Origin of the sequence: Paenibacillus wulumuqiensis, assembly GCF_000971965.1 — a bacterium.
Lineage (GTDB): Bacteria > Bacillota > Bacilli > Paenibacillales > Paenibacillaceae > Saccharibacillus > Saccharibacillus wulumuqiensis.
Genome location: NZ_KQ040792.1, coordinates 60,199 through 72,815, shown reverse-complemented (window position 1 = coordinate 72,815; position 12,617 = coordinate 60,199). Strand labels below are relative to the sequence as shown.

The 12,617-nt window shown below is 46.2% G+C and carries 11 protein-coding genes; 3 read left to right on the top strand and 8 right to left on the bottom strand.

Annotated features, from left to right (window positions below):
* Positions 1–121 precede the first annotated feature (121 nt).
* Positions 122–463, bottom strand: a complete 342-nt coding sequence (locus tag WH45_RS00320; protein ID WP_046212419.1) for a winged helix-turn-helix transcriptional regulator — start codon at positions 461–463, stop codon at positions 122–124.
* 105 nt (positions 464–568) lie between these two features.
* Between WH45_RS00320 and WH45_RS00315 the strand changes: the two genes are divergently transcribed.
* Positions 569–952: a RidA family protein gene (locus WH45_RS00315; RefSeq protein WP_046212418.1), complete on the top strand. Its 384-nt coding sequence runs from the start codon at positions 569–571 to the stop codon at positions 950–952.
* A gap of 70 nt (positions 953–1,022) precedes the next feature.
* Here WH45_RS00315 and WH45_RS00310 read toward each other — a convergent pair whose 3' ends face one another.
* The 4 genes from WH45_RS00310 to WH45_RS00295 all read right to left on the bottom strand — a co-directional run bounded on the left by WH45_RS00310 (position 1,023) and on the right by WH45_RS00295 (position 7,001).
* Positions 1,023–2,762 (bottom strand): ABC-F family ATP-binding cassette domain-containing protein, encoded by a 1,740-nt coding sequence (locus WH45_RS00310; protein WP_046212417.1) that lies wholly within the window; start codon positions 2,760–2,762, stop codon positions 1,023–1,025.
* A 275-nt stretch (positions 2,763–3,037) separates the two neighbouring features.
* Positions 3,038–4,285, bottom strand: a complete 1,248-nt coding sequence (locus WH45_RS00305; protein ID WP_046212416.1) for a TerD family protein — start codon at positions 4,283–4,285, stop codon at positions 3,038–3,040.
* A 193-nt stretch (positions 4,286–4,478) separates the two neighbouring features.
* On the bottom strand, positions 4,479–5,309 hold the full coding sequence (locus tag WH45_RS00300; RefSeq protein WP_046212415.1) for a protein kinase family protein: 831 nt from the start codon (positions 5,307–5,309) through the stop codon (positions 4,479–4,481).
* Positions 5,310–5,567: 258 nt separating this feature from the next.
* Entirely contained in the window at positions 5,568–7,001 is a 1,434-nt protein-coding gene (locus WH45_RS00295) for a VanZ family protein (RefSeq protein WP_046212414.1), read from the bottom strand.
* 245 nt (positions 7,002–7,246) lie between these two features.
* Between WH45_RS00295 and WH45_RS00290 the strand changes: the two genes are divergently transcribed.
* Positions 7,247–8,260 (top strand): YndJ family transporter, encoded by a 1,014-nt coding sequence (locus tag WH45_RS00290; RefSeq protein ID WP_046212413.1) that lies wholly within the window; start codon positions 7,247–7,249, stop codon positions 8,258–8,260.
* Positions 8,257–8,919 (top strand): YczE/YyaS/YitT family protein, encoded by a 663-nt coding sequence (locus WH45_RS00285; RefSeq protein ID WP_046212412.1) that lies wholly within the window; start codon positions 8,257–8,259, stop codon positions 8,917–8,919. Before WH45_RS00290 ends, WH45_RS00285 begins: the two co-directional genes overlap by 4 nt.
* 154 nt (positions 8,920–9,073) lie before the next feature.
* Here the strand turns inward: WH45_RS00285 and WH45_RS00280 are convergent, their stop codons facing one another.
* The 3 genes from WH45_RS00280 to WH45_RS00270 all read right to left on the bottom strand — a co-directional run bounded on the left by WH45_RS00280 (position 9,074) and on the right by WH45_RS00270 (position 12,473).
* The gene (locus WH45_RS00280) at positions 9,074–9,475 is read right to left on the bottom strand and encodes a VOC family protein (protein WP_046212411.1); all 402 of its coding nucleotides are present in this window, start codon (positions 9,473–9,475) and stop codon (positions 9,074–9,076) included.
* Positions 9,476–9,854: 379 nt separating this feature from the next.
* A complete protein-coding gene (locus WH45_RS00275; RefSeq protein ID WP_046212410.1) occupies positions 9,855–11,354 on the bottom strand; it encodes an aldehyde dehydrogenase family protein in 1,500 nt (499 codons plus the stop codon).
* Between the two features lie 33 nt (positions 11,355–11,387).
* Positions 11,388–12,473 carry a 5-methyltetrahydropteroyltriglutamate--homocysteine S-methyltransferase gene (locus WH45_RS00270; RefSeq protein ID WP_046212409.1) on the bottom strand — a complete coding sequence of 362 codons (1,086 nt, stop codon included), beginning with the start codon at positions 12,471–12,473 and terminating at the stop codon, positions 11,388–11,390.
* Positions 12,474–12,617 lie beyond the last annotated feature (144 nt).

The window sequence follows — 12,617 nt, the reverse complement described above, 5'->3', positions numbered from 1 at the left end:
CGTTCATCCCCACATTCTGATTGTCATTGCTGGATAGATCAGTATTGGCGTCTCTTTCTCCTGAAGAAACTGTACATACTCATCCTCGGCCAGTCCAAACGTGATGCAGCTCAGGTACCGTTCACCGATCCTTATTCTGCGCGCCCCACTCGCACAGCTGCTCCATCACCGGCAGCAGCGTTTGTGCCTTGGGTGTCAGCGAGTACTCCACCTTGGGCGGGATCTGCGGGTATTCCTTGCGTTCGACCAATCCGTCGGCTTCCAGTTCTTTGAGTTGAGCGCTCAGAATTTTATAGGTAATCGCTCCGATCTGCCTTTGCATCTCGTTGAAACGAACCGGCTGCTTGGCTACCAGCAGGTACAGGATTACCATCTTCCACTTGCCGCCGATGACGGACATGGTGTAGCCAAATGGCGTGTCCTGAATGACCGTCTCTTTGCCTTTTAAGTCGGATATGCCCATGTTTACACTATCCTTTCAGATAGTACCTATCCTCTTTGTGCGTACTATCGCTTTCATTTTGCCCAGTTTATACTAGCCTTAATTCAAAGTAAAGGGGCTAACACAATGACTACTATTCAGACGTACAACCACACTCTTTGGGACCATGGGATCTCCCAGGGCTACCGCGTCGACAATACCATTCATATCTCCGGCCAGTTCTCCCACAATGCTCAGGGCGAGTTCGTCGGAGCAGGCGATATCCGGGCACAAATGCTGCAGACGCTGGCGAATCTGGATGCCGTACTCGCCGAATTCGGCGCCGCCCGTTCGAATCTGGCCTATGTCGAGCTGTATTTGACCAATGCCCAGGAGCATGGAGAGATTGCGATCGAGCTGTTCAAAGAATACATCGGAGAGCACCGGCCTGCAGGCAGCATGATCGGAGTGACTTATCTGGCTCTACCGGAGCAATGGGTAGAGGCTCGGGCGGTTGCGCATATTGATTAATTGAAAAAAGGGAGGGACTTCGATAAAAGCGAAGTCTCCCTTTTTGAGATATGATATTAAAGAGATCTTTTTATAGCAGCTTGATCAGCTCTTCCAGCTCATCCACCAGCACTTTGGCAAGCTCAAAGTTGGTATCCTTCAAAGCCAATTCGATTTTCATTTCAACCGCTTTTTTGTTTTGTTCATTTTCCAGATAATCTTTGTCAAAATGACGTTTATAAATCATCTGTCTGAATTTGCGCATACTCATTTTGCGGATCGTCTTGTTGTCGATGATCAGCACATAATCCATACCGTTAACAACGGAATAGAAATCGTGGGAGATCATGAGGATCGCACCTTTGTACTCTTTGATCGCTTTCTCCAGGGCAATCTGTGTATAGATGTCCAGATGGCTCGTCGGTTCATCGAGCAGCAGCAGATTGGCATTGCTGGAAGCAATCTTCGCCAACTGCAGCATATTTTTCTCGCCGCCGGACAGCGATTGGATCTTCTGATTCAAGATTTCCCCTTCAAAGCCATAGCTGGACAGATATGCTCTAATATCATCATACGTACTGAATCCGGCTTCGATAAACTCATCCAGAATGCTGTTGGAATCGGTCAACGTCTCGCCTTGAAGCTGGGATAGATAACCGATCTTCACGTCGTCATGGATCGTAATCGACTCCTGTTGGTTTCGGAAAATGTCTCGTAGTAACGTTGTTTTCCCCGTTCCATTGGCGCCGATAATCGCCACTTTATCTGTCGATTTCATTTCAAAATCCACATGCTCCAGCAGCAGTTCGTCAAACGAAACACCATAATCATTTACCTGCACAATAACGGTATCTTCCAGTTCATGATCCAGGCCAAAATCCATACGCGGCTGCTTGATATCCACGAATGGCGCCTTGATCCGGCTCGCTTCCAATCGTTCCTGCACCTTCATTCTTGCTTTTAGCGCTCTGCCTCTGGATTCATCGGAATTGTACGTTGCGATAGTACGCAGATTATCGATAAGGGCCTCATTGCGCGCCACTTCTTCCGCTTCGGCAACAGCAATCTCCTGCATCTCCATCTTCATTTGCAGCAAGGAGAAGTTGTAATCGATATAGCGTCCATCAAACTCCTGAATCTCGGCATTTTCGAGATGGATGATTTTATTAAAACAATGATTCAGCAGATACCGGTTATGCGTAACGACCAGCAGCATGCCTTTGTGGGAATTGATCAGCTTCTTCAGTGCATTGAGGTTCTCAAAGTCCAGAAATACATCCGGTTCGTCCATAATCATCAGATCCGGGCGATTCAGCATTTCTTTCATGACCTGAATGAGTTTGAATTCTCCGCCGCTCAGGGAGGTGACGTTCACATCCTTGAGCTTCATGAGGTTGGCCAGATTCAGCTGCTTGTTGATGGTGTTTTCGAAGTTATCGCCATCCATGGCTTCAAAGGCGTCCAGCGCCAATTGATACTTTTCCATCAGCGCATCCATATCCGTTGTGGTCGCCATCTCCGCATAGATCGCGTTGATTTCATCCTGTATCTTGATAAAGGGTTCTCCGATATATTCAAAAACGGTGATTTCTTTTGTAGTGTCGACTTGGGAGAACTGGCTGACATACCCGATCGTGCAATCCGGATCGATCTCCAGCTTGCCATCGAACAAATGTCGCGACGGGTCCATCAGGATATCGATCAGCGTACTTTTCCCGCTGCCGCTCGTTCCGATAAACGCGCAGTGCTGGCCTTCTTCAAGCGTAAAGGAGATGTTGTTATACAGTTCTTTCTGGGGAAACGAGAAGGACAGGTTTTCAACTTTGATCATAGTGTTACCTTTCTTTATAGCTAAAATGGTGATTATTTTTAGTAGGGGTGGTACAGAACGTGGAATTTGAGTTTACCACTCCTCAGAGTAACACTGTTTGGGAGGAAGTACAATTGATTTGTGGCTTATTCTCGCTTCAAAATTTATTCGCTAATTAATTGGAATTACATCACTTTTTAATTATGTACTATAAATAAAAACTAATGATGAAAGCTCAAGCTACTTGTCGGCTTGAGCTTTATCAATTCTCTACTCAGACTTGGAACGATAACAGATTATTTATAGTCATTCATCGGTCCGTGATCCATTATCACTTCCACCATATTAGAAGGTCCCATCTTGAGCACAGGTCTAAACTCTGAACCTGGTCTACTATAGAGCTCCAGCGGACTGATAATTACGCCATCTGGCGTATTATGAAGTATGCCGGGTACACAGGTATAAATCGTATCATTATTATTGGCATGCTTGGCGGATATCGTGACGGACGTTCCTTTATGATTATCGATACTCATGGAAACTTTGTATCGGTAGAATGAACCGGTGCCGTTGGACTGCGCAGAATACACGACAGGCACGACAGCCAGAACATCATCTCGTAATCTTAATTTGATAACTTCTGTCTTCTCGGACTTGGTGCTTCTCCCTACGTCGCCCATATGCTCTACGGTCCCGTTACCAAAACTTCGAAGAGGCGGTACTCCCTCCGCACCAAACATCGCTACATCGATCTGCTCTCCATTTTTGGTATAGACCAAAGCATAGATATCATAATCCGTTCCCGTCTTCCAGGATACCGTAGCTGTAATTTCCGGCGTTTTCTCTATAATGACGGACTTCTGCCCTTTATCGAGATTGACCTTACCCGTTACCTTTACGAGGTTTATGGAGGAAGGGAGCTGCTGATTATTTGCAGGTTCTGGAACAGATACAGGCGCAGCAGGCTGTTGGGAGGTAGGATTAGACGTAGTTCCGGTTATGGCAGATGGATCGGACTCGTCCGCTTCAACCTCAACCCCGTAGTTTTTGCATAACCCTTCAAGCCCGGAATCAAATCCGCGCCAGATTGATTTTGCTTTAGTCTGACCGTTTCTTAAGTATAATTCCAGCACGATGATTCCATTTTCGCCCGTGAACGTGGATGGCGTTAACTGAATGGATGTATTTTCGGTATAGATCTCGGCTTGCAGATTCTTCACATTCGCAAATCCTGTGCTATTATCCTCTGTCAGCGTTACAGCTATTTTGGTTATATCGGCAGGGACTTTATCCATGTCGAAATGAAGCTTATGAACTTTGGTATTGCCTGCTGTCTCGGATGGGAGAAGAGTGGCTACACCGGTGGCGCTTGTTGGTTGATTGTAAAAGATGATCCCTCTATCTCCCTGCACTTTGTCGGCATCGGTTAACAGGAAGGCTGTTAATGAAATATCGATTGACGCAGAAATTTCGTGGCTAATCGTGATATGACCTTTGGCGGCATTTAAGGTTGTATTGGCTCCCATTTGCAGAAATTGATTCACCCAAAACCACTCCTATCCGTTACGTTAATGGCTTGTATTCAAGCAGGCTATCTAAACGCTAAAATTCAAAATATGTACTGACTCCTCTATATTAACACAGGGAGGAAATGCTCAGAATATATATAAATATACAAGCGGCAAGCTATTCTCGCGGTAACAGTGCTCTCCATAATCTTCTTTGCTCTCGCCTGGATCAATAGCTGCTCTTCCTCGCTTTGTCCCATGCCTGTAAGTATTCACCGATCGATGGATAACGATCCTTTTTTTTCATACTAACTGCTTTCAAAGCGATCTTAAATAACACTTCATTAGCCTGCCATGTATCCAAATTTCGTTCTTTTCCACCACCAAACAGCTGGAAGGCTGTTGCTCCCATCAGGAACACATTGGACCTCTCATCAATCTCTTCCCCCAGCTGAAATTCCTCAGGAGACATATAACGACTCGATCCCCACATACGCCCCATGGTATTGGTCACTGGCCGTTTGGCATAGAACTCAATATCGCAAATTCGGGTTTCCCCTGAAGCAAAATCATACATGATACAACCGTCATAAAAGTCCAAAGCAATATAGCCTTTTTGGTTGGCATGGATATGGAATAGCAATATTTCATGGTATACATCGAATTTCTTTTCTACCGGCAGCTCCAAGAATTTCTCGAAATCATCATATTGTCTGCCCATGCAATCTCCTTCAAACCATTCGAATACCGTTAGATAACCGCCTCTGATCTCTTTATGTTCGATGATTTCAATGAGAGTCGGGTAACTTAGATCCTGATAAATGGAAACCGTGGATTGAAGTCGGGTAATCGCTATATCTGCGCTTATATTGCTGAATACCGTTGCTGCACCTGCTACTTTTACAAAAAGCTTCTTATAATGGTTTTGGACACCAAAACAGATATATCCAGAATCTTGCTTGTCAAATACGGCAAAGACTTTGCCATACTCGGATAGAAAACTAAAATCGAACTCTTCTTGCAGCTCAAAGGTAATTCCATCTCTCATCTTCGTTATCATTATGTAATACCTCCATATCTCCTTTAGTCTTGTATGCTGACTATCACCTTGCCCTGCTACGGATACCATAGATAGCTATGATACCATTACACAAGACCAAAAACGTTGAGATATGGAAGTAACATTTGACGAAACTCCACGAAAATATTCATTCCAAATATTATTGCCTCAAATATCTTTACAGTCTAACTATAATTCGAAGTATACGCTCATCTATCATGTTCATCGCTTAGAGAGCTTTATAAAAAGCCGCTTCACTCAAAAATTGGATATCGCCGGTATGAGCGTTTCCCACTCTTCTCCATTCACCGTTCCACTGAAGCGATATACCGGTTGGTAGTATCCTTTGGAATCGTACATATAAGCAAGCTCATATTGCTTAACTCGCAGCAGATCGCCTTTTTTCATATTGTTATACACGGAGAAATTTCCTTCAAGAAATTGCGCATAGGCTTGTGCCGGACTTAGTACCTCCACTTGGCGCACATACTTATTCTGATTCATCATATAAAACAAATCACGAGGTGCCTTCTGGCCAATAGTAGAAGGTCTAATCATGACCATCCCGTTGGCAAAATCCTTTTCGCCCTTTGCAATAGCATCCACCGGTTTTCGGATATCCCATCTCAGCGTATCTTCGTTCTGTAGGCTGAATACGGTATCAGCGGGCAGAATATCGTTGTCCAGCATCCATTTCTCATAGAACCCTCTGTGCTTCGCTACTTCTTCTTTATTAAGCTTAATCTCTTCTCCGCTCTCGCTATATAACTGCCATCCACCGTCCTGTACGTTATAGGTGAACGTGTAGGAGGCTCCGCTACGATTTGTAAATTCCCAGGTTCGGTTCATTCCATCTACTCGTTTTCCTTGCTTTTGCTGAAGATCGAAAGACGGTTGAACCAGCGCAGCCATACGCTCGCCATACTCCACATTGTAAATCCTATCATTCACATACAGGGAGACCATCTCTGCTTTCTCCGGAAGCTTGGTATCCAGCTCAACCTTGACTCCGTCCATATTCTGCTTGATCGCCGGTCGGATCGAGAGATTCCCCAGCTCTTTTGCCTGATAGATAGCTAGTGCACTGGTGAACAATAGAACAAAAGCCATTGGAATACATAGCGCCAGTCCTGCCGATTTGAAGTCCAGCTTTCGCTTCTGCACACTGTCCAGAATCGCCTGCATGATCAAGTAGCCTGCTATACTGCCGAGCGTGTTGTGGAAAATATCGTCTAACTCAAAGATGCCTCTTCTGCTAATTATCTGGATCAGCTCAATTCCAATCGTTACAATTAGAGAAATGATGAGCACAGGAGTAAAGCGCCGTGTTCGTATGCCCAGCAGTGGCAGCAAAAAACCAAGCGGCATAAACATCATCATATTAAAAATAATGAGTTGAAATTCGCTGAGTGACCATTGATTCCAGGCACTCCAATAGCCGCTGAACAGTCGGAAATTCACCCATCCCTCAAAGTTTGCCCCTCTACTGAATGTGGTTAACATCATGACCAACCCAAACCACATGACAAGCAAACAACCTGCTGCAAATTGTGTCACCGAGAACTTTCTTTTCCCGCCTCTCTTGCGGTATAAAACGTATAAAAGGGAGATAACGCCTAAAAATAATAACGCGATAACTAATACCTTGGGTAGAAATGGTAATAGCGTGCTGAGTATCCCTTGAATATCCATGTTTGAACTCCCTTCCTATTAGCTGTATAAATCATAATGAGTTTTGCTAAAAGTTAGACGCCGCGTACTCGTATTAGGTGACATCCTATTTAAAAATGATTAGAAACTTTCATATTACCGTGATCGATCTATCGGCAAATAACTATGTTAAACTACTACAAAAGAACCGGCTATCCATGAGAACGAATGCTTCACCAACAGGGATAGGCACAGCTAACACGAAGTGCTATTAGAAAGGAGCCGTTATGTATCGTTTCCAGCAACAAATGGTGAAATCCTTATTCATACCTATAATTCCAGGTACAATCATCATCATTCTCCTATTTTCCCTTGATTATTTCCAATTGGAATTGGTTGAAAAATTTCTGTTGTTTGCGGCTTTCGTCATTGTACCTCTGGTCATTTTACTGTTGAAGTACGACGAGAAGAGTACCCATCAACAGACAATCTATACGGCTATGAAGTGGTTTCAACTTCCCGCAGCACTTCTTGCTCTAGCCTCTGTGATGAGTAATAAGGTTTGGGGATTCGAGGACACAGCTATACTGGGTATGCTATCTCTTGGTTGGCTATTGCTCACCTTGCTGCTTGGTATGTATGGAATAGCCAATATAGTGATACATAAGGGGAAAGTAGCGGAAATTGCGATTGGTGCAGGACTCGTTTATTTCTTCATTGGGGGCATTTGGTTCACCTTATATCAGTATCAATGGACTCTCTTCCAGGCTAATCCTGACACACATGCATTAAGTTCCGTCCACTTTCATTTTTCGTCTGCGATCGTTCCGATTTTTATTGGCATGCTGGGACGGATCATGACGAAGAAAAGCTGGTATCCGTGGGTCGTTGCCATCGATATTATCGGACCTGTTTTGATCGCGATCGGTATGATTTTCTCCAAGCCGATTGAGTATATTGGTGTCACATTGTTTGCTTGTAATATTGCGATTTACACTACGTATCTCCTTATGTACTTGAAGCGAAATCCATTATACAAGAAGGCAGCCGTCTTTTTAATTCTTTCTTGCCTGGCTTTCTACACCATTGTCGTCGTCTCCATGTTCTATCCACTCCTAAAAAGAAAGTTTGCCTTAACGATCCTTGATTTCATTCCCGTTTACGGAGCGCTGCATGCATTTGGGTTTGTTTTATGCGGATTGATCGGGTGGATCTACCTGTTAGATTCTCTTAAGCGAAAAAATCGTTACAACATTCTTGATGAGCGGAATGATAATCTGACGATAGGACGGTTCATATGAGAGGATTCATCACTACATTAACAGATCCAAAGCGATTAACCATTATGCTGGTCGGAAATATTTTTTTGGGTATGGGAATTAGTATTTTCAAATTGTCTGGTTTGGGGAACGACCCCTTCAGCGGTATGGTGATGGCACTTGCGGATACGAGCGGGATCGCGTATGCCCGCTTTCTGATCCTGTTGAACCTGTTCTTGTTTTTGGTGCAGCTTATCGCGGGACGCCGATTTATCGGAATCGGGACCATCGTAAATGCCGTATTTTTAGGTTACTTCGTTACATTCTTTTATGATATTTGGTTAGATGTACTGGGCGAGCCCCAACTGCTGTGGCAGCGCATGATTACGGTAGCAATCGGCGTCGTGGTATGCAGCTTCGGCGTATCCCTGTATCAGACTTCCAATGTCGGCATTGCCCCGTACGACTGCCTGTCCCTGCTGATGAGAGACCGTTTCCCGCGAGTCAGCTATTTCTGGCATCGTATGTTCACGGATGCTCTCTGCGCGCTGATCTGCTTGGTGTTCGGAGGCATTATCGGGCTCGGGACGCTGGTATCCATGTTCGGCTTGGGACCGATCATCCATTTCTTCAATGTGCATGTTGCGGAAAAGCTCTTGGGGGAAAGACGGTTGGAGGAAAAGGCGGAGTTGGAGATTTAACGATTCGCCTTTTCGCATACTGCGAAAAAGCAAAAAGGAAATCCCGGGCATCGCGGATCTCAGCACCGGGATTACATTCAGCATCCGCTGCATCAGCGTTTGCTGCAGATTGTTGGGCCATTCATTGAAGGAATTATAGTTGTGGACGATTCGTCTACCGATCTCTGAACCGCTGGATCGCGGCCTCGCTCACCGGTTCGAACAGATTAACCAGATTGCCGTCGGGGTCACGGAACAGCATCGAACGATTCCCCCACGGCATCAGGGTCGGCTCTTGTACCCATTGATCGACCCACAGCTTCAGACGCTCATGCTCCGCTTCGAGGTTCTTCACGCGAAGCTCGATGATCATTGTGCGATTCGATGCGGCTACCACGGAATCGACCCCGAATAGCTGCGCAGTCTGAGAGTGGCCGATGGCAAGCGTGCCCGACCGCATGACGATTTCGGCAAATACAGGCGCGGGCCGCTCCGCCACGATCCCCGTAACCTTTTCGTAAAACTCGACCAGACGATCTACATCGTCCGTGATGATGCGTACTGACGCGAAATTCATAAATAATCATCCTTTCTGCGATTCGAGGATAAGTTCGGCTGTTTAGCCTCACCGTTTTATAACCTGTTTGTATCGATGGGTTATCCGTTCGCATGTCTAATCATAAAGAATCGCTGCTGACAGCGTAATGTCAGTAGCGTGTTGAGGTTTTTATGATTTTTGCGAAAAAGATTCCCTTGTTCCGGCAATCCTTCATTCGGACATCCGGCCTGCCTTGAAGTTCGAGCACGGTGTCTAGTACGTCAACCGCTTAAACCTGAATTCGGCTTTCTTACAGCAAAAAGCCCTATCCGCCGATCCTTGAGGATCGGCAGATAGGGCTTTTAATTAGAGTCTGAACCCGCAGCAAACCGCAGGATTCCGGAACAACCTCTACCCTTTATTCGGGAATATAAGGAAGATCCAGCATCTTCGGTACATTGATCACATGCTGTTCCGTATACGTGCGGATGCCTTCTGTGCCGTATTCACGGCCGATTCCGGATTGCTTGAAGCCGCCGAACGGGAAACGAACGTCCAACCCCTGTACGGCAGCGGTATTGATCATCGTCGTTCCGGCTTCGAGCTGACGCGCCAGGAGAATCGCATCCTCTTCTTTTCCCCACACCGAACTCGTCAATCCGTAGATGCTTTCATTGTGGAGATGGATCACCTGCTCCTCATCGTCGAACGGCAGAACCGGAACCGTAGGGCCGAATTGTTCTTCCACGACGATCGGGTCATGCGCATTGCATCCCAACACAAGCGTAGGCTGCAGGTAGTACCCTTGGTCAAACAGCTTCTGATCCAAAATTGTGCCGAGCGGAATGACCTTCGCGCCGCGCTGCTTCGCGTCTTCGACCAAACTCTGCACGTACTCTTTTTGCTTCAAGTTATTGACCGGACCTACCGTCGTATTGTGATCGAACGGATCGCCGATGCGAATCCAGCGATTGGCGGCCTCGATATATTTTTCCACGAACGCATCGTAGATCGAACGGTGGACATACACGCGCTTGGCGATCATGCAAATTTGACCTGTTGTCAGGAAATTGGAAACGACAATCCGGCGCATCGCACGCTCATCTTCAACGTCAAAGCTGTCCAGGAAGATCGCCGCATCATTACCGCCAAGCTCAAGCGTCATATCTTTGATTGTGTCCGAAGCCGCTTTGATAATATGCTTGGCCGTCTCGGTTCCACCTGTAAAAGCAATTTTCGCTACATGCGGATTCGTAGTCAGTTCAACACCCACATCCGCAGCTCCATGAACGACATTGATGACGCCCGCCGGGAATTCACTTGCGATAATCTCTGCCACTTTTGCTGCCGCGAGCGGCGCATACGGACTTGGCTTCAGCACGATGGTATTGCCTGCCAGCAAGGCAGGAGCGATCTTGATTGTAGACAACGCAATCGGATAGTTCCATGGACTGATCGCAGCTACCACACCGATCGGGTCATACGACAGAATCGTCTTGCCGTGATCATGCTCTTGGATCTGTTCTTGAAGAGCCGCTGCCGCTTCATTGCAAACAAACTCCATCCACATCAACGCAACATAGATTTCGCCGTGCGCATCATACAGCGGCTTGCCGTGCTCTCTAGACAGCAAATGCACGATTTCGTTCTCGGCTGCTCTAATCTTCTCGATTGCTTTACGCATGCTCGCAACGCGCTGCTCGATGTCGGTTTTTTTCCATGTTCTGAAAGCGGCTGCGGCGGCTTCGATCGCTTCGACAGCTTGTTCTTTCGTCGTAACAGGGAAATAGCCCACGATCTCGGTCGGACTCGCCGGATTCTCTTTGGTGGATTGGGCAAGGGACTTTACATGTTGTCCATTGATCAACGCTTCAATGGTAACGATGTTCACGGCTTCTTGGTCTGCTTGAATTGTCATTGTATAACCCCTTTTTTTATCTAAATAAATGGATTACGCCCATACCTCGTCTGCAATTTCCTTCACGTAACGAAGCTTACGCCATTGCTCGTCTTCTGTTAAAATATTGCCTTCTTCTGTAGACGAAAATCCGCATTGCGGGCTTAGACAAAGCTGCTCCAACGGCACATACGTAGCCGCTTCGGCAATCCGGGCTTTGATGTGTTCTTTATCTTCTAATTCGCCAGTTTTGGATGTGAGCAGACCGAGCACGATTTTCAGATCTTTGCGATTCACATGTTTTAAGGAATCAAAGCTGCCGGAGCGCTCATCGTCAAACTCCAAAAATAATCCGTCTACGTCCAAGCCGCCGAAGATTACCTCAGAAGCATAATCATAGCCACCTGTTGAGAAATAATTCGATTTGTAATTGCCACGGCAAATATGCATTGTAACTACTAAATCTGCCGGTTTATGAGCCAATGATTCGTTAATCATGCGCTGCATCGTGTGCAACTCTTCCGCTGGCTCCAACCCTTTGGCGCGCAGCTTATCATGCCCTGCTTCCGAGAAAAGGTCTGCCCAGGCGGTATCGTCCAGTTGCAGATAGCGACATCCCGCGTCATAGAACGCTTGGATCGCTTTTTGATACGCTGCAATCGTATCCTGCAGGAACGCCTCGCGGTCCGTATACACATTGGCACCATTCTCCAGGCGATATAGCAGCATATTCGGACTCGGAATCGTCTGTTTCGCTATCGTCTCACCTGCATGCTGTTGGACGAACTTGAAATCCTCCAGGAAAGGGTGAGCCGAGAAATCCACTTTGCCTACAACACGAATTCCGCCCTTGCGCGTTTGCATATTATGAAATTGCGGTCCTTCGATCTGTTCATACAGCTCTACGCCATCCAAACCGCCCAGGAAATCAAAATGCCACCAGCTTCTACGCAGCTCACCATCTGTAACAGCGAGTACACCGTTTTCCTTCTGCTTTTCAATGATACGAATAATCTCTTGATCTTCTACAGCTCGTAATTGTTCATGGGTGATGCTGCCTGCTTTATATTGTTCGCGCGCCTGACTCAAGTTGCCAGGACGTAAAAAGCTACCTACATGATCGTGTCGAAAGGGAATCATATCACTTGCTCCTTCTGCCTTTTTGTTCTCATGAGTATACCATGAGGGAAGAGGAGTTCTGTCATATGAAAAAAGTATGTCTGGTCATATGTTTGGGCTATAGCTAGAGGGTTAGGTTTGAAGGTAGAAGGCAGTGAAAAGACA

Excerpts from the sequence above, each read along its gene's own strand:
- WH45_RS00320 (WP_046212419.1), bottom strand. The coding sequence starts at position 463 with ATGGGCATATCCGACTTAAAAGGCAAAGAGACGGTCATTCAGGACACG.
- WH45_RS00300 (WP_046212415.1), bottom strand. The coding sequence starts at position 5,309 with ATGATAACGAAGATGAGAGATGGAATTACCTTTGAGCTGCAAGAAGAG.
- WH45_RS00270 (WP_046212409.1), bottom strand. The coding sequence starts at position 12,473 with ATGATTCCCTTTCGACACGATCATGTAGGTAGCTTTTTACGTCCTGGC.
- WH45_RS00285 (WP_046212412.1), top strand. The coding sequence starts at position 8,257 with ATGAGAGGATTCATCACTACATTAACAGATCCAAAGCGATTAACCATT.
- WH45_RS00290 (WP_046212413.1), top strand. The coding sequence starts at position 7,247 with ATGTATCGTTTCCAGCAACAAATGGTGAAATCCTTATTCATACCTATA.
- WH45_RS00315 (WP_046212418.1), top strand. The coding sequence starts at position 569 with ATGACTACTATTCAGACGTACAACCACACTCTTTGGGACCATGGGATC.
- WH45_RS00295 (WP_046212414.1), bottom strand. The coding sequence starts at position 7,001 with ATGGATATTCAAGGGATACTCAGCACGCTATTACCATTTCTACCCAAG.
- WH45_RS00275 (WP_046212410.1), bottom strand. The coding sequence starts at position 11,354 with ATGACAATTCAAGCAGACCAAGAAGCCGTGAACATCGTTACCATTGAA.
- WH45_RS00310 (WP_046212417.1), bottom strand. The coding sequence starts at position 2,762 with ATGATCAAAGTTGAAAACCTGTCCTTCTCGTTTCCCCAGAAAGAACTG.
- WH45_RS00280 (WP_046212411.1), bottom strand. The coding sequence starts at position 9,475 with ATGAATTTCGCGTCAGTACGCATCATCACGGACGATGTAGATCGTCTG.